This is a genomic window from Pseudomonas sp. B33.4 (assembly GCF_034555375.1).
GTDB lineage: Bacteria > Pseudomonadota > Gammaproteobacteria > Pseudomonadales > Pseudomonadaceae > Aquipseudomonas.
Window position 1 is genome coordinate 4,521,070 of record NZ_CP140706.1, and the last position, 17,298, is coordinate 4,538,367.

A 17,298-nucleotide genomic window follows, 5' to 3' on the forward strand; every position below is an offset into this window, starting at 1 on the left:
CTTACAAATCCGCAACAGAGGATTTTTCCTGACCAAGGCGTCAGCGGCGTAGAATGCGGCGCCTTGCGCATCAACACCTGTGGACGCTTTGCCCGTGAATTCTGTTACTGATCAGCCTGTCGCCGTCTCCCTCACCCGCCCCGCGCGTATTCGCCTGGAGTTCAAGAACCTGCTCGCCCTGGCGTTGCCGATCATCATCGCGCAACTGGCAACCACGGCCATGGGCTTCGTCGATGCGGTGATGGCTGGCCGCGTCGGGCCCAAGGATTTGGCGGCCGTGGCGCTGGGTAACTCGATCTGGGTCCCTGTGTTTCTGCTGATGACCGGCACCCTGCTGGCGACCACGCCGAAAGTCGCCCAGCGTTTCGGCGCCGGCACCCACAGCGAGATCGGCCCGCTCGTGCGTCAGGCGCTGTGGCTCGCGCTGGTGGTCGGACTGATCGCGACCGCAATGCTGGTGGCCGCCGAGCCGGTGCTGCATTTGATGAAAGTCGATCCCGAGCTGATCGGTCCGTGCATGCAATACCTGCACGGCATTGCCAGTGGTCTGCCGGCAGTGGCCTTCTATCATGTGCTGCGCTGCACCAGTGACGGCATCGGCCGTACCCGCCCGGCAATGGTGCTGGGCCTGTGCGGTCTGGCACTGAACATTCCGCTGAACTACATCTTCATTTATGGCCACTTCGGTGTGCCGGCGATGGGCGGTGTTGGTTGCGGCTGGGCCACGGCGATCGTGATGTGGGTAATGGCATTGGGGCTGGCCGGGTATGAGCGCTGGGCGCCGGCCTATCGTTCCAGCGAAATTTTCAGCCGTTTCGACTGGCCGCAATGGGCAGTGATCAAGCGTCTGCTGGGGATTGGTCTGCCGATCGGTATCGCGGTGTTTGCCGAGTCGAGCATTTTTGCCGTGATTGCGCTGTTGATCGGCAGCCTCGGTGCCACCGTGGTCGCCGGGCACCAGATTGCGCTGAACGTCAGCTCGCTGGTGTTCATGATTCCATATTCGTTGGGCATGGCCGTGACCGTGCGCGTCGGTCAGGCGCTGGGCCGCGAAGAACCACGCGAGGCACGGTTTGCTGCCGGCGTCGGCATGGGCACTGCGCTGGCTTACGCTTGCCTGTCGGCGAGCATGATGCTGTTGCTGCGCGAACCGATTGCGGCGATCTACACCGCTGACCCGACGGTGATTCACATCGCGGCGATGCTGATCGTGTATTCGGCGCTGTTCCAGTTTTCCGACGCGATTCAGGTAACCGCCGCCGGCGCACTGCGTGGCTATCAGGACACTCGGGTGACGATGATCCTGACCCTTTTCGCCTATTGGGGCATTGGTTTGCCGGTGGGCTATGCCCTCGGTCTGACCGACTGGCTCGGCGAACCACGCGGCCCGAGCGGTTTGTGGCAGGGTCTGATCGTTGGCTTGAGCTGTGCGGCGTTGATGCTGTCGATTCGGTTGACGCGTAGCGCGCGCAAACGTATTCGGATCAGTCGTTCGGCGGGCTAAACCCTGACGCAGGACAAAAAAATGTGGGAGCCAGCCTGCTGGCGAATGCGGTGTGTCAGTCGCCATCAACAGTGACTGAGATACCGCTTTCGCGAGCAGGCTCGCTCCCACATTTGGTTTTGCGTTCGCCTGGGGTTCAGGCGTGTTTCTTGCGAATCCAGTACAGGTAGGTACCGGCCTCTTCGTGCTGGCCCACCAGTTCATGGTCGAGAAACACGCAGAATTTGGGGATATCGCGTTTGGTCGATGGATCGGTGGCGATCACCTTGAGCAGGCCGCCGGGCACCAGGTCACGGATGTGCTGGTGCAGCATCATTACCGGCTCCGGGCAATTGAGGCCGGTGGCATCGAGGGTGCCGTCGACCGGGGTATCGATCATTTCACTCATGATTCACTCCTGAAACTGGCCGGCATTGTCGCGCATTGCCGGGTATTCGGTCATCTGTGGCGTTACGCCACACCCCTGTAGGAGCTGCAGCAGGCTGCGATCTTTGCTTTTCAAGATCAAAAGATCGCAGCCTGCGGCAGCTCCTACAGGGTTTTGTGTTGTTTCAGCGGGATTTGGCTTTCTTGGTATCGTGACGGCGCAGGTGGCAGGTCACTTCCTCGCGATCGTGATAGAGCTGCTTGCAGCCGATATCGACCTTGATCCCGCGTGCTTTGAAGCCATCGGCAATGCGTTCGAGCAGGCGCTTCACTTCGGCGTAACGCTGTTTCATCGGCAGCTTCAGGTTGACCACTGCTTCGCGGCAATGCCCCTCGCCGATCCACTCCTCAAGCATCGCGGCGTTGCGCGCCGGTTTCTCGACGATGTCGCAGACCATCCAGTCCACCGGTTGCTTGGGCTTGAAGGTGAAACCGTCGGCCATCAAATGCTGGACCAGACCAGTGTCCATCAGGCTCTCAGCCATCGGGCCGTTGTCGATGGCGGTCACCAGCATGCCGCGGTTGACCAGTTGCCAGGTCCAGCCGCCCGGCGCGGCACCGAGGTCGACGCCGGTCATGTCGCTGTGCAGACGATCTTCCCACTGATCACGCGGGATGAAGTGGTGCCACGCTTCTTCCAGCTTCAGCGTCGAACGGCTCGGCGCTTCACGCGGGAACTTCAGGCGCGGAATGCCCATGGGCCACATCGCCGAGTTACCGGCATCGGCCATACCGAGAAACACTTCACGACCACTTTTGAAAGTCAGCAAAAGGCGTGGCTTGTTCGCGTCCTCCACCAGTTTGCCGGCGCCGGTCAGCGCTTTGCGCAGCGGACCTTCGAATTTTTTGCAGAAGTTCGACAGTTCTTTGCCGTCATTGGTATCAACGACTTCCAGCCACAGGCTGCCACACACCGGGAAATCGGCCATGTGCGCGAGGATCACGCTGATGCGATCGTTTTCCGGCAGATCGATGAAAACCCCGCGCGCCCATTGGCGCGGGAAGATCAGTTCGGCAAAGCGCTGCCCGCGCATCAGGCGCTCGGCGCCGTCTTCTTCGGTGCAGACAAACTCGGCGCAGGCTGTGGCGGCTTTGGCCTTGGCGTAGCCGGCCACGTTGAGTTGCGCGGCGAGGTCGGAAATCTCCGAACAGACTTCGCCTTCGAAGCCTGGCCGGCAATGCATGAATAGGGTGTTCATTCTTACTCCTGGGCAGCGGGCGGTAATTCGGCCGCTGCGCGATGCTCAGGCCTTGCGTTGCAGCAAAGCCTGTCACGAAAACCGGCGCATGATAGCCGATGTCGGAACCTTGGTTCCGCTCATAGAGTCCAGTTATTAGCCAGCTAATGAAAACAGGGCTACGTTGATAGCTCTGCCCGTCCCCTCAATCCGTAGCCGTGCGGATTCAAAGGAGTGATCGTAATGCCGTCCCTCGATAGTCTGAAGACCCTCAAAACACTGCAGATCGACCAAAAGACCTACCATTATTTCAGCCTGCCGGATGCCGCCAAAAGCCTGGGCGACCTCGACAAGCTGCCAATGTCGCTGAAAGTCCTGCTGGAAAACCTGCTGCGCTGGGAAGATGAAAAAACCGTCACCGGCGCCGACCTCAAGGCGATTGCCGCGTGGCTCAAGGAGCGCCGCTCCGACCGCGAGATTCAATACCGCCCTGCCCGCGTGTTGATGCAGGATTTTACCGGCGTCCCCGCCGTGGTCGACCTCGCCGCGATGCGTGCGGCGATGGCCAAGGCCGGCGGCGATCCGCAGCGAATCAATCCGCTATCGCCGATGGATCTGGTGATCGACCACTCGGTGATGGTCGACAAATTCGCCACCGCCAGCGCGTTCGAGCAGAACGTCGACATCGAAATGCAGCGCAACGGCGAACGTTATGCGTTCCTGCGTTGGGGCCAGAGCGCCTTCGATAACTTTAGCGTGGTGCCACCGGGCACTGGTATCTGCCACCAGGTCAACCTCGAATACCTTGGCCGCACCGTGTGGACCAAGGATGAGGACGGCCGCACCTACGCCTTCCCCGACACGCTGGTCGGCACCGACTCGCACACAACGATGATCAACGGCCTCGGCGTACTCGGCTGGGGCGTCGGCGGAATCGAAGCCGAAGCGGCGATGCTTGGGCAGCCGGTGTCGATGCTGATTCCGGAAGTGATCGGCTTCAAACTGACCGGCAAACTCAAGGAAGGCATCACCGCCACCGACCTGGTGCTGACCGTCACGCAAATGCTGCGCAAGAAAGGCGTGGTCGGCAAATTCGTCGAGTTCTACGGTGACGGCCTTGCCGACCTGCCGCTGGCCGACCGCGCGACCATCGCCAACATGGCCCCGGAATACGGCGCGACGTGCGGCTTCTTCCCGGTCGATGACGTGACGCTGGAATATCTGCGCCTGTCCGGCCGGCCACCTGAGGTGGTGAAGCTGGTGGAGGCCTATACCAAGGCTCAAGGCCTGTGGCGTCTGCCCGGTCAGGAGCCGGTGTTCACCGACAGCCTGGCGCTGGACATGGGCAGCGTCGAAGCCAGCCTCGCCGGGCCGAAACGCCCACAGGATCGCGTGTCGCTGCCGAATGTCGCCCAAGCGTTCAGTGACTTCATGGATCTGCAATTCAAACCTACCAGTAAAGAAGAAGGACGCCTGGAAAGTGAGGGCGGTGGCGGCGTCGCGGTGGGCAATGCCGATCTGGTCGGTGAAACCGAATATGAATACGAGGGCCACACCTACCGCCTGAAAAACGGCGCGGTGGTCATCGCCGCGATCACCTCCTGCACCAACACCTCTAACCCGAGCGTGATGATGGCCGCCGGGCTGTTGGCGAAAAAGGCGGTTGAGAAAGGCCTGACCCGCAAACCGTGGGTGAAGAGTTCGCTGGCACCCGGCTCGAAAGTGGTCACCGACTACTACAAGGCCGCGGGGCTGACGCAATATCTCGACCAGCTCGGCTTTTCGCTGGTCGGTTATGGCTGCACCACCTGCATCGGCAACTCCGGACCGCTGCCCGAGCCAATCGAAAAAGCCATCCAGAAGGCCGATCTCACTGTCGCTTCGGTGCTCTCCGGCAACCGCAACTTTGAAGGCCGCGTGCATCCGCTGGTGAAAACCAACTGGCTGGCCTCACCGCCGCTGGTGGTCGCCTATGCCTTGGCCGGTAGCGTGCGCAGCGACATCAGCAGCGAACCGCTGGGCGAGGATCAGCAAGGTAACCCGGTGTATCTGCGCGATATCTGGCCATCGAGTAAAGAGATCGCCGATGCGGTGAGTCAGGTCAACACGGCGATGTTCCACAAGGAATACGCCGAGGTGTTCGCCGGTGATGAACAATGGCAGGCCATCGAAGTGCCGCAAGCCGCGACCTATGTTTGGCAGGACGATTCCACCTACATTCAGCATCCACCGTTCTTCGACGATATTTCCGGACCGCTGCCGGAAATCAGGGACGTCAAAGGTGCGCGGGTGTTGGCCCTGCTCGGCGACTCGGTGACCACCGACCACATCTCCCCCGCCGGCAACATCAAGGCCGACAGCCCGGCCGGGCGTTATCTGCGCGAAAAAGGCGTGGAACCACGGGACTTCAACTCTTACGGCTCACGTCGTGGCAATCATGAAGTGATGATGCGCGGCACCTTCGCCAACATCCGTATTCGCAATGAAATGCTCGGCGGTGAAGAAGGTGGCAACACGATCTACATTCCAACCGGCGAGAAACTGGCGATCTACGATGCAGCGATGAAGTATCAGGCTTCCGGCACGCCGCTGGTGGTGATTGCCGGGCAAGAATACGGCACCGGCTCCAGTCGTGACTGGGCGGCCAAGGGCACCAATCTGCTGGGTGTCAAAGCAGTGATCGCCGAAAGCTTCGAGCGAATTCACCGTTCCAACCTGGTGGGCATGGGTGTGTTGCCGTTGCAATTCAAGCTTGATCAGAACCGCAAGAGCCTCAACCTGACGGGCAAAGAGACTTTCGAGATTCAGGGATTGACCGGTGTCGAGCTGACACCGCGAATGAATTTGCCGCTGGTGATTACCCGTGAGGACGGACGCCAAGAGAAGATCGAGGTGTTGTGCCGGATCGATACGTTGAATGAGGTGGAGTACTTCAAGTCGGGCGGGATCCTGCATTACGTTCTGCGCCAGTTGATCGCCTCGTAACGCACAAACCAAAGTAGGAGCTGCCGCAGGCTGCGATCTTTTGATCTTGCTTTTAAAGCCAAAGTCAAAAGATCGCAGCCTGCGGCAGCTCCTACATACAGGCGAAAAAAAAACCCGCCGAAGCGGGTTTTTCCCAAGACCATTATCGACTCCCTGTCGGCAGCGATCCTTGCAAATGGTCGATCATCCGTGATCCTGAAACACTCCCTGTGTCTCAGTTGATGTGTGTAGATTACGCAGTGGATCCAATCAGCAATAGTCGTAAAAGCTACCAGCGCGTGTAAGACATTCGCCATAGCAACCCTTCCGAAAACCCCTAGCCGTGTCAGGCATCAAGCATGGATGCCGCGATCTGCGCGACTTTCAGTTGCCCCGAGGCCTGTTCCAGCGCGTCATCCTCCAAAAACCAGGCTGCGGACAAACCGGCGAACGCCAGCACCCATTGCAGCAGCCTGCGTCGATCAAGCCCGGCAGCCTCGACAATCACATCCAGCTGCCGGCGAAAACGCTGGGGATCGGTGGCTGTCGGCAAGTCCGGGTTGCAAATCAGATTGGCGTAATCAAAGCCGCGCTCGCCCTTGACCCGTTTCGGATCGATGGCCAGCCAGCCACGCGATTGGAAATCCAGCACATTGTCGTGATGCATGTCGCCGTGCAGCACCACGACATCCTGTGGGTTAGCGAGCAAGTTTTCAGCGGCTTGCAGGCTCAGAGCGTAGAGACCGCCATGTTGTGCAGCCGCGATGCGCAGCGAAGCAAACCATGGCCCCAACTCCACCAGCGGCGGAGGCGGCGTTTCACGCGGTGCATGCAATCGCGCCAGCGCCGAACAGAGAATCCGGCTCGCCTCGTCATCTTCGCCATGCATTGCCATGTGCATCAGCGAGCGCCGGCCCATAGCGCGTTCCATCAGCAGGCCATCCTCATGATGAGCCAAGACTTGCGCAGCACCGTCACCGTCCCACCAGGTCATCAGCCGATTGCCGTACTTCTCGTCGACATCCAGCGCCACCTTGAGCATCGCCGGTGTGTCGTTCAGGCGTACCGGCAACAGACGGCTGCCGGGCGTGATGATCGGCGCGCCATCCGGCACCAGTGCCCAGCGCTTCAGCCAGGGTTCGAAAATATCAGCCACCGTCACGCTCGCGGACCTTGGCGCTCTCGGCAAGAAACTGTTCGAGCCGGCTCAACTGCTCTTCCCAGCCACGGCTGTCCATGAAATAGGCCTCTTTCTGGCGAACATCGGGAATATGCGCGAAACCCGACTCGGAAACCTTGAGAAGTGTGCCGTCCTCGTAATCCTGCAGCTCGAATTTGACCAGCGTGGTCGGCTCCTGGGAATAGTCGATTTTCGGGTTCACCGCATACGGATGCCAACGAAAGGAAAACAACTGCTGCGGCTCGACCCGCTCGATCAGCACATTCCATAGCACATGTTCATAACCCGGATACGTGACCTGCCCTTGCGTCCATTCGCCGGCAATAAACCGCCTGCCCTCCAGCGCCACGCCAAACCACTGGCCAAACGCCTCGGCATCGACCAATGCACGCCAGACATGGGAACGCGGCGCCTTCAGCGAAATCTTGCGTTCGAAACTATTGGGTACTGGTTTCATACGTCACCTCCTGTTCTGAACACTAGGACTGTATGACCACATGTCCAATGTGAAGTTGTATCAAGCGGCTATTTGGTAGACATCGAAGGTGCACCGCAGTGTCTACACTGATTAGTTATTTCCCCACGTGGCGGAACACACCATGCAGTTTTTGCGATTCATCAGCCTATGCACGTTGCTGCTGACGCTTTGCGCTTGCGTCACCTCCGTCGATCACTGGAGCAAAGCGGGCGCGACCCAGACGGCGATTGACCACGACAAGGCTGAGTGTCAGTACCAGGCCAAATCAGCAACGGCCAGTTACAGCAGCACACCTTCGAATAAAAGCATGGAGGCCGCTGTCGGCGCCGGCGTGGGTGATGGCATCGTGGTGGCCGAGAAACAAATCGAACTGACCAATGATTGCATGCGTCTGCGCGGCTACAGCGGCAGTTGAATCTCATCGCTACAATGCCTGCTATTTCTGATATCTACAGCGAGAACTCCGATGTCCCCACGCCTGCTTCTGGCCCTGACCCCCTTTCTGTTCACTCCCCTCGCCCACGCCGCCGTCGACTGCGCCAATGCCAGCGATCAAGCGACGATGAATCAGTGCGCCGGGCAGGACTTCAAAGCGGCGGACAAGGATTTGAACAACGTGTACCAACAGATCACCGGGCGTTTGAAGGACAACCCGGATGGCAAGAAGCTATTGGTCAGCGCGCAGCGGGCGTGGCTCGGATTTCGGGATGCCGAGTGCAAGTTTTCATCATCGGGAGTTACTGGCGGGAGCGTTTATCCGTGGGTTTACAGCAGTTGTCTGACGGGGGTGACCAAGCTGCGGGTTGAGTCGCTGAAACAGTATTTGAAGTGTGAAGAAGGTGACATGAGCTGCCCGGTGCCTGGGGCCTGATTTTTTGCGGCGGTATTGAGGGATCTTTCGCGAGCAGGCTCGCTCCCACATTGGAACGCTTTTCAAATGTGGGTCAACGCCCTTGCAATGCGTTGCGCACGATCATGTTTTGCTCAGACCTGTGCGAATCGGCCCTGTGCACAGTCGCGCACACGACAGGTGCACCACTACGCAGACTCTCCTCCAGCACATGCCGTAGCCGTAACAATCCCTCACGTTGCATTGCCAGGTTGGCCTCGATCTGTCGTATCTCATCCATACGGATATCGATTTGCTCGATGGTCAGCGATTTCGAACAACTGCCATCCTGCAGGAACAGACCGCGAATGGTGTCGAGAGAAAAACCGAGCCGCTGCGCGTCGCGCACCAATATTAATCGGGCAACAGCCGCCTCTGCGTAATGGCGATATCCATTGGCGTCACGGGTAGAAGGCTCCAGCAAACCTTGCTCCTCGTAATAGCGAATGGCCGAAGCGGCAACACCGGTGCGCTTGGAAACTTCTCCAATCTTCATAAAAACTGCTTGACCTTCAAGTTGGCTTTAATCGTTAGCATAAGCCCAGGCTCAGCACGACAGCCAGTCGTTATTGACCCACCTGAACATCTTTCACCTTTATGGAATTTGATGATGAGCACACTGACAGACCTGCTGAAATGGCGCTACGCAACGAAAAAGTACGACCCATCCCGGACTGTGTCCGATGAAAAAATCGAGCGCATTCTGGAAGCGGTGCGGTTAACGCCGACATCAAGTGGACTGCAGCCTTTTGAATTGCTCGTAGTGACCAATGCAGAGGTTCGCGAAAAGATCAAAGCCGTCAGCTGGAATCAGCAGCAGGTTACCGACTGTTCTCATTTGTTGGTGTTTGCTGCGTGGGACGACATCACGGCGGAGCGGGTCAACATGATGTTTGACCTGACTAACGAAGTACGCGGGACCGTTAACGAAGGATGGGAAAATTACCGTCAGATGCTCTTGGGCATTGTTGCTGAACGTGGCAAGGAAGCTAATTATCAAGCGGCTGCGCGACAGGCTTATATCGGCCTGGGCTCGGCGCTGATTGCTGCGGCATTTGAAGAAGTCGACGCGACACCGATGGAAGGTTTCGACCCGGCAGCCATCGATGAAATTCTCGGGCTCGCGGCCCGCAACTTGCGCAGTGTGGTAATTCTGCCGCTGGGCCATCGAGCCACTGAAGGAGACTGGTTGGTCAACTTGAAAAAGGTTCGCCGCTCGCGGGAAAACTTCATTACCGAGATCAAGTAAGCCCTACGAGAGCGGGCCGACTGAAGCATGCCAGCGGCGTGTGTCCCCGCTCTAACCAATTCCTGAATACCAGCGGCCACCGAATGGATCGCGTCCCTCCCCTGCTCTCGACTTGCTTTGAATTGGAGAGCATATCGACACTGAAATCCCCTCGAATCAGTTGAACGCAGGTTCATTCTGCGGCTTGGCTTCCCGACACCGATGGTGCTCCTTCACAAAACAAGAACAATTTATTATTGCCATTCGATAATTTAACATCGAGAATTAGTCATTCCCAATGACACCGCAAGGATTTTCCATGAGTACTCGTAACAACGGATTGGCACTGCAGCGCATGCATTGGGTCGGACTACTGGCAGCGATTCTTGTCTGGGTTTTAGGGGTGACCGAGGTCGGGGGCAACGCTTCGATCTGGTTCTTTAAAACGGATGAAATGCTCGCAGCTTTGCTCTACGCCTTCGCCGAAAACTCACCGCAATTACTTGACCCGTTTGTCGAAGGCGCACTACTTGCTCCCGACACTTGGCTATCGCCATTGGTCACCGCGCTGCTCGTGGTGCTGGACTTCCTGCCCGTACTGCTCTCGACCTACGTGCTCTGGCTGACCGGCCTGTTTTTCCTGCGCTTGTCCCGCGGTGAGACCTGGACCGACCGAAATATCAGGGTTCTTTGGCGAGTGGGGATTCTGTGCATCATTTCTCCTGCAACCTACCCACTGGTAGAGACCTTGCAAGGTTTGACACTGTCTATCGATCTGCCGCCCGGGGATCGCATTTTTCAGTTCTCGATCGGCCTGTCGTCCTCATCGGCCTACGAGATTATCAAAGGGGTTTTGCTGTGTTTATTTTCAATTATCATGCGCGATGCAAAAGTACTCAGCGATGAGCAAAGTCAATACATATAGAACAACACAATGACCATTATCGTCCGCCTTGACGTTGTCATGGCCACGCAAAAAATTCGCTCGAAAGAGCTGGCCAGCCTGCTGGGCATTACCGAGGCCAACCTGTCATTACTGAAAAATGGCAAGGTCAAGGGCGTGAAGATGGCCACCCTCGACAAACTCTGCGCCGCACTCGATTGCCAGCCAGGCGATCTGCTGGAATACCAGAAAGACTGAGCCTTGCGCATAAACGCGAGTTAATTGTCGCCAGTCCCCACCGTTTAACTTTTATTCAATCCTTGTTTGTAAGGCGACGTTGTCATGACCCGGTTTTTACTTTGCGCGCTGTTGTCACTGACAGTGTTGATCAGCGGCTGCGCTACACAAATGGACGTAGCGCTAAATGCGACACCTGATCCGGACTATCAATTTGATCGAAAGGCAACTGTTCTTGTGACATCAGCAGGCGGTAGCGACGAAAACGCCCTGAATGCCCGCTACTATCTTCGCGACATGGTTAACGCGCTGAAAGACCGGGGCTACCGGGAGGTCTACACCGACGCCAGCTTGCCAAAGAACCATGCGCCGATAAACATGACGGTCAGCCTCGACATTGGCAGTCGGCAGGTGACTTACCGCTATACCGCCACCGAGTATGGGCAGGTGCCGACCAGCACCTCTACCGTGTGCAAGAACAGCAAGAAAAAAGACGATCGGCTGACCTGCACGAGTACACCCAACACGACTTATGGCCCGATAGGCACCTCAGAGCGAACCGGTTACACCACGCTCACTACGTTCAATGCCACTGCCCGGGATGAAGCCAGCAAACGCACGGTCTACCTGCTTCGGGCCTCGTCCTATAACGATGACTGCCAGTCCGCCAAAGTCGAAGCGTTTCTGGTGGAGCAAGGTTTGCAGAACCTGAGCTTTGAGGAGCGTGTACAGCGCAATTACAGCGTCACGATGCCCGAGGGTTACAGCTGCAAATAGGCTTTGCAGACCACTCACAACCACGGCTCAAATAGCATGAGCCGTGGTTGTGGACCGTTAAACGTGCGGATCACCCGGCGCCTTGGTCGGTGCCGCGTATTGCGGCTTGAGATGGCCGTCCTGGTCGAGTAACCAGGCGTCCATGATTTGCCGCACCACGGGACCGGCGACACGACCACCAGCCTCACCGTTTTCGATCATCACCGAAATCGCGATCTTCGGATGTTCGGCCGGGGCAAAACCGACAAACAAGGCGTTATCGCGGTGCCGTTCGAGGGTTTTCTCACGGTTGTAGCGTTCGCCCTGCTTGATCGCCACCACTTGCGCCGTACCGCTCTTGCCAGCGATGCGGTATTGCGCACCGGCCGCTGCCGCGCGGGCGATGCCTCGGGCATCGTGCATCACCATCTGCATGCCGTGGTTGACCTGCTCCCAGTCACGCGGATCCTTGAGCAGAATGTTCGGCATCGGATGCTCGTCGACCGGAGCGACACCATCGACGGTCTTGGCCAGGTGCGGACGATTCCATACGCCTTTGTTGGCAATCAACGCCGTGGCTTGCGCCAGTTGCAACGGCGTGACCTGCATATAGCCCTGGCCAATGCCGAGGATGACCGTTTCCCCCGGGAACCACGCCTGGCGGCGCGTCGCGCGCTTCCAAGCTTGCGATGGCATCAGACCGGGCGACTCCTCAAACATGTCCAGCGAGACTTTCTCGCCAAGGCCGAACATCGCCATGTAATCGTGCAGACGGTCGATACCGAGCTTGTGCGCCAAGTCATAGAAGTAGGTGTCGTTGGAGCGCATGATCGCCGCGTCCATGTCCACCCAGCCGTCGCCGCTGTGGTTCCAGTTGCGGTACTTGTGATCGAAGTCCGGGAGTTGGTAATAACCGGGATCGAAGACGCGGGTCTGCGGCGTCACGACACCGGCGTCGAGGCCTGCGATGGCTACTTCTGGTTTGATCGTCGAGCCTGGCGCGTAAAGTCCGCGCAGTACGCGGTTAAACAACGGCCGGTCGATCGAATCCCTCAGTGCCGAGTATTCCTTGGAGCTGATGCCAGTGACGAACAGATTTGGATCAAAGCTCGGATTGCTGACCATGGCCAACACTTCACCGGTCGACGGATCGAGCGCAACCACCGAACCACGGCGATCACCCAGAGCGGCTTCGGCAGCTTCCTGCAGCTTGATGTCGAGGCTCAGGACGATGTTCTGACCGGGCACCGGGTCGGTGTGTTTCAAAACACGGAGTACGCGACCTTGAGCGTTGGTTTCCACCTCTTCGTAACCGACATGGCCATGTAACTGAGCTTCGTAGAAACGCTCGATACCGGTTTTACCGATGGATTGGGTACCACGGTACTCGACCGAATCGAGGCTCTTGGATTCTTTCTCGTTGATCCGGCCAACGTAACCGATCGAGTGGGCAAAGTGTGCGCCGAGTGGGTAGTGGCGGACGAACTGCGGCTCGACATCGAGGCCGGGAAGACGGAACTCGTTGACGGCCAGTACGGCAATTTGCTCTTCCGTCAGCTCATAGAACAGCGTCACCGGCGTGAACGGGTGGCGGGATTGCTTCATGGCCTTGTCGAAGACGGTGCGATCTTCTGCTGGCAGGTGGAGAAGGTTGATGACTTCGTCCAGTTCTTGATTGACGTCGGTGGCGCGTTCGCGGGTGATGGTCAGATTGAAACTGGGGCGGTTATCGGCGAGCAACACGCCATTGCGATCGTAGATCAAGCCGCGTGTTGGCGGGATCGGCAAGACGTGGACGCGATTGTTTTCGGAGATGGTCGAGTGGTAGTCGAACTCCACCACTTGCAGGATGTACAGACGCACCACCAGGGCACAGCTGACGGCGAAGACAAACAAGGCGCAGGCGATCAACCGCTTGTTGACCAGTCGCGTCTCTTTTTCGTGATCCTTGATCGGGATGGGTTCAGGCATTTCTACAGCAACTCTTTGACATAAATGAGTGCCGATCCGTGGGCATGACATCAGTCCGTTAAAAAACGAGCTGCACCATACCAAAAACTGCCCGGTCAGTTCAGAAGGAATTTCCCCAATGGCCATTGCTTGCGACGGCTGGGACAGCGTTGTCCCGCGAAAACTTTCCTGCGGGCAAAACAAAACCCCAACTGCTTTCGCAATTGGGGTTTCGGAATTTAATCTTGACGATGACCTACTCTCACATGGGGAAACCCCACACTACCATCGGCGATGCATCGTTTCACTGCTGAGTTCGGGATGGGATCAGGTGGTTCCAACGCTCTATGGTCGTCAAGAAATTCGGGTACCGAGTCGTGACCTTATGGTCTCGCTTCAGCAAATTGGGTACGTGATAGTTTTCGGTGTTTTGTGCTGCCTTTTTAGGTGCAGTCGAACTTTCGGTTCGTTTCGTCTTCACACACCGCAATCTGGTCTCTTCGACGCAAATTGCTTGGGTGTTATATGGTCAAGCCTCACGGGCAATTAGTATTGGTTAGCTCAACGCCTCACAGCGCTTACACACCCAACCTATCAACGTCGTAGTCTTCGACGGCCCTTCAGGGAACTCAAGGTTCCAGTGAGATCTCATCTTGAGGCAAGTTTCCCGCTTAGATGCTTTCAGCGGTTATCTTTCCCGAACATAGCTACCCGGCAATGCCACTGGCGTGACAACCGGAACACCAGAGGTTCGTCCACTCCGGTCCTCTCGTACTAGGAGCAGCCCCTCTCAAATCTCAAACGTCCACGGCAGATAGGGACCGAACTGTCTCACGACGTTCTAAACCCAGCTCGCGTACCACTTTAAATGGCGAACAGCCATACCCTTGGGACCGGCTTCAGCCCCAGGATGTGATGAGCCGACATCGAGGTGCCAAACACCGCCGTCGATATGAACTCTTGGGCGGTATCAGCCTGTTATCCCCGGAGTACCTTTTATCCGTTGAGCGATGGCCCTTCCATACAGAACCACCGGATCACTAAGACCTACTTTCGTACCTGCTCGACGTGTCTGTCTCGCAGTCAAGCGCGCTTTTGCCTTTATACTCTACGACCGATTTCCGACCGGTCTGAGCGCACCTTCGTACTCCTCCGTTACTCTTTAGGAGGAGACCGCCCCAGTCAAACTACCCACCATACACTGTCCTCGATCCGGATAACGGACCTGAGTTAGAACCTCAAAGTTGCCAGGGTGGTATTTCAAGGATGGCTCCACGCGAACTGGCGTCCACGCTTCAAAGCCTCCCACCTATCCTACACAAGCAAATTCAAAGTCCAGTGCAAAGCTATAGTAAAGGTTCACGGGGTCTTTCCGTCTAGCCGCGGATACACTGCATCTTCACAGCGATTTCAATTTCACTGAGTCTCGGGTGGAGACAGCGCCGCCATCGTTACGCCATTCGTGCAGGTCGGAACTTACCCGACAAGGAATTTCGCTACCTTAGGACCGTTATAGTTACGGCCGCCGTTTACCGGGGCTTCGATCAAGAGCTTCGCGTTAGCTAACCCCATCAATTAACCTTCCGGCACCGGGCAGGCGTCACACCCTATACGTCCACTTTCGTGTTTGCAGAGTGCTGTGTTTTTAATAAACAGTCGCAGCGGCCTGGTATCTTCGACCGGCATGAGCTTACGGAGCAAGTCCTTCACCCTCACCGGCGCACCTTCTCCCGAAGTTACGGTGCCATTTTGCCTAGTTCCTTCACCCGAGTTCTCTCAAGCGCCTTGGTATTCTCTACCCAACCACCTGTGTCGGTTTGGGGTACGGTTCCTGGTTACCTGAAGCTTAGAAGCTTTTCTTGGAAGCATGGCATCAACCACTTCGTGTTCTAAAAGAACACTCGTCATCAGCTCTCGGCCTTAGAATCCCGGATTTACCTAAGATTCCAGCCTACCACCTTAAACTTGGACAACCAACGCCAAGCTGGCCTAGCCTTCTCCGTCCCTCCATCGCAATAACCAGAAGTACAGGAATATTAACCTGTTTTCCATCGACTACGCTTTTCAGCCTCGCCTTAGGGACCGACTAACCCTGCGTCGATTAACGTTGCGCAGGAAACCTTGGTCTTTCGGCGTGGGTGTTTTTCACACCCATTGTCGTTACTCATGTCAGCATTCGCACTTCTGATACCTCCAGCAAGCTTCTCAACTCACCTTCACAGGCTTACAGAACGCTCCTCTACCGCATCACCCGAAGGTGATACCCGTAGCTTCGGTGTATGGTTTGAGCCCCGTTACATCTTCCGCGCAGGCCGACTCGACTAGTGAGCTATTACGCTTTCTTTAAAGGGTGGCTGCTTCTAAGCCAACCTCCTAGCTGTCTAAGCCTTCCCACATCGTTTCCCACTTAACCATAACTTTGGGACCTTAGCTGACGGTCTGGGTTGTTTCCCTTTTCACGACGGACGTTAGCACCCGCCGTGTGTCTCCCATGCTCGGCACTTGTAGGTATTCGGAGTTTGCATCGGTTTGGTAAGTCGGGATGACCCCCTAGCCGAAACAGTGCTCTACCCCCTACAGTGATACATGAGGCGCTACCTAAATAGCTTTCGAGGAGAACCAGCTATCTCCGAGCTTGATTAGCCTTTCACTCCGATCCACAGGTCATCCGCTAACTTTTCAACGGTAGTCGGTTCGGTCCTCCAGTTAGTGTTACCCAACCTTCAACCTGCCCATGGATAGATCGCCCGGTTTCGGGTCTATTCCCAGCGACTAGACGCCCTATTAAGACTCGCTTTCGCTACGCCTCCCCTATTCGGTTAAGCTCGCCACTGAAAATAAGTCGCTGACCCATTATACAAAAGGTACGCAGTCACAGAACAAAGTCTGCTCCCACTGCTTGTACGCATACGGTTTCAGGATCTATTTCACTCCCCTCTCCGGGGTTCTTTTCGCCTTTCCCTCACGGTACTAGTTCACTATCGGTCAGTCAGTAGTATTTAGCCTTGGAGGATGGTCCCCCCATATTCAGACAAAGTTTCTCGTGCTCCGTCCTACTCGATTTCATGACTAAGAGATTTTCGCGTACAGGGCTATCACCCACTATGGCCGCACTTTCCAGAGCGTTCCGCTAATCTCAAAGCCACTTAAGGGCTAGTCCCCGTTCGCTCGCCACTACTAAGGGAATCTCGGTTGATTTCTTTTCCTCAGGGTACTTAGATGTTTCAGTTCCCCTGGTTCGCTTCTTGCACCTATGTATTCAGTACAAGATAACCATCTTATGATGGCTGGGTTCCCCCATTCAGACATCTCCGGATCAAAGTCTGTTTGCCGACTCCCCGAAGCTTTTCGCAGGCTACCACGTCTTTCATCGCCTCTGACTGCCAAGGCATCCACCGTATGCGCTTCTTCACTTGACCATATAACCCCAAGCAATCTGGTTATACTGTGAAGACGACATTCGCCGAAAATTCGAATTTCTCAACTAAGAGAACTCACAAATTTTACCTTAGCCTGATCCGTCACCAGTGAAAGTAACGTTCAGTCTATCTTTCTATCACATACCCAAATTTTTAAAGAACGATCTAATCAAAAGACTAGAAATCAATATTCTCAGTGGAATACT

General features: G+C 56.5%; 14 protein-coding genes and 2 rRNA genes. 8 read left to right on the plus strand and 8 right to left on the minus strand.

Going from position 1 to position 17,298, the window contains the following annotated elements:
- Positions 1 to 94: 94 nt before the first annotated feature.
- Complete coding sequence (locus U6037_RS19800; RefSeq protein ID WP_150709091.1) at positions 95 to 1,504, plus strand: MATE family efflux transporter; 1,410 nt, start codon at positions 95 to 97, stop codon at positions 1,502 to 1,504.
- 136 nt (positions 1,505 to 1,640) lie between these two features.
- Here the strand turns inward: U6037_RS19800 and tusA are convergent, their stop codons facing one another.
- Together tusA and rlmM are read right to left on the minus strand one after the other, a co-directional pair.
- Positions 1,641 to 1,892, minus strand: a complete 252-nt coding sequence (gene tusA, locus U6037_RS19805) for a sulfurtransferase TusA (RefSeq protein ID WP_160058828.1) — start codon at positions 1,890 to 1,892, stop codon at positions 1,641 to 1,643.
- Between the two features lie 163 nt (positions 1,893 to 2,055).
- Positions 2,056 to 3,129 (minus strand): 23S rRNA (cytidine(2498)-2'-O)-methyltransferase RlmM, encoded by a 1,074-nt coding sequence (rlmM, locus tag U6037_RS19810; RefSeq protein WP_322844248.1) that lies wholly within the window; start codon positions 3,127 to 3,129, stop codon positions 2,056 to 2,058.
- A gap of 222 nt (positions 3,130 to 3,351) precedes the next feature.
- On the opposite strand from rlmM, the gene acnA reads away from it, so the two are divergent.
- Positions 3,352 to 6,093: an aconitate hydratase AcnA gene (gene acnA / locus U6037_RS19815; protein ID WP_322844249.1), complete on the plus strand. Its 2,742-nt coding sequence runs from the start codon at positions 3,352 to 3,354 to the stop codon at positions 6,091 to 6,093.
- A gap of 325 nt (positions 6,094 to 6,418) precedes the next feature.
- Here the strand turns inward: acnA and U6037_RS19820 are convergent, their stop codons facing one another.
- Together U6037_RS19820 and U6037_RS19825 are read right to left on the minus strand one after the other, a co-directional pair.
- Positions 6,419 to 7,234 (minus strand): aminoglycoside phosphotransferase family protein, encoded by an 816-nt coding sequence (locus tag U6037_RS19820; protein ID WP_322844250.1) that lies wholly within the window; start codon positions 7,232 to 7,234, stop codon positions 6,419 to 6,421.
- Positions 7,221 to 7,709: an SRPBCC family protein gene (locus tag U6037_RS19825; RefSeq protein WP_322844251.1), complete on the minus strand. Its 489-nt coding sequence runs from the start codon at positions 7,707 to 7,709 to the stop codon at positions 7,221 to 7,223. The genes U6037_RS19820 and U6037_RS19825 overlap by 14 nt, the downstream gene beginning before the upstream one ends.
- A gap of 142 nt (positions 7,710 to 7,851) precedes the next feature.
- On the opposite strand from U6037_RS19825, the gene U6037_RS19830 reads away from it, so the two are divergent.
- Both U6037_RS19830 and U6037_RS19835 read left to right on the plus strand, forming a co-directional pair.
- The gene (locus U6037_RS19830) at positions 7,852 to 8,145 is read left to right on the plus strand and encodes a hypothetical protein (protein ID WP_322844252.1); all 294 of its coding nucleotides are present in this window, start codon (positions 7,852 to 7,854) and stop codon (positions 8,143 to 8,145) included.
- Positions 8,146 to 8,196: 51 nt separating this feature from the next.
- Positions 8,197 to 8,601 (plus strand): lysozyme inhibitor LprI family protein, encoded by a 405-nt coding sequence (locus tag U6037_RS19835; RefSeq protein ID WP_322844253.1) that lies wholly within the window; start codon positions 8,197 to 8,199, stop codon positions 8,599 to 8,601.
- A 73-nt stretch (positions 8,602 to 8,674) separates the two neighbouring features.
- Here U6037_RS19835 and U6037_RS19840 read toward each other — a convergent pair whose 3' ends face one another.
- Complete coding sequence (locus U6037_RS19840) at positions 8,675 to 9,115, minus strand: MerR family transcriptional regulator (RefSeq protein WP_322844254.1); 441 nt, start codon at positions 9,113 to 9,115, stop codon at positions 8,675 to 8,677.
- A 114-nt stretch (positions 9,116 to 9,229) separates the two neighbouring features.
- On the opposite strand from U6037_RS19840, the gene U6037_RS19845 reads away from it, so the two are divergent.
- The 4 genes from U6037_RS19845 to U6037_RS19860 all read left to right on the plus strand — a co-directional run bounded on the left by U6037_RS19845 (position 9,230) and on the right by U6037_RS19860 (position 11,744).
- The gene (locus tag U6037_RS19845) at positions 9,230 to 9,868 is read left to right on the plus strand and encodes an NAD(P)H-dependent oxidoreductase (protein WP_322844255.1); all 639 of its coding nucleotides are present in this window, start codon (positions 9,230 to 9,232) and stop codon (positions 9,866 to 9,868) included.
- Positions 9,869 to 10,166: 298 nt separating this feature from the next.
- Positions 10,167 to 10,772: a hypothetical protein gene (locus tag U6037_RS19850; RefSeq protein WP_322844256.1), complete on the plus strand. Its 606-nt coding sequence runs from the start codon at positions 10,167 to 10,169 to the stop codon at positions 10,770 to 10,772.
- 9 nt (positions 10,773 to 10,781) lie between these two features.
- The gene (locus U6037_RS19855; protein ID WP_007910409.1) at positions 10,782 to 10,988 is read left to right on the plus strand and encodes a helix-turn-helix domain-containing protein; all 207 of its coding nucleotides are present in this window, start codon (positions 10,782 to 10,784) and stop codon (positions 10,986 to 10,988) included.
- Between the two features lie 84 nt (positions 10,989 to 11,072).
- Positions 11,073 to 11,744: a hypothetical protein gene (locus U6037_RS19860; protein WP_322844257.1), complete on the plus strand. Its 672-nt coding sequence runs from the start codon at positions 11,073 to 11,075 to the stop codon at positions 11,742 to 11,744.
- A 57-nt stretch (positions 11,745 to 11,801) separates the two neighbouring features.
- Here U6037_RS19860 and mrdA read toward each other — a convergent pair whose 3' ends face one another.
- From mrdA to U6037_RS19875, 3 genes are all read right to left on the minus strand, one after another.
- Entirely contained in the window at positions 11,802 to 13,694 is a 1,893-nt protein-coding gene (gene mrdA / locus U6037_RS19865; protein ID WP_322844258.1) for a penicillin-binding protein 2, read from the minus strand.
- Positions 13,695 to 13,916: 222 nt separating this feature from the next.
- Positions 13,917 to 14,032, minus strand: a 5S ribosomal RNA gene (gene rrf, locus U6037_RS19870).
- A gap of 166 nt (positions 14,033 to 14,198) precedes the next feature.
- Positions 14,199 to 17,092, minus strand: a 23S ribosomal RNA gene (locus U6037_RS19875).
- Between the last annotated feature and the right edge of the window lie 206 nt (positions 17,093 to 17,298).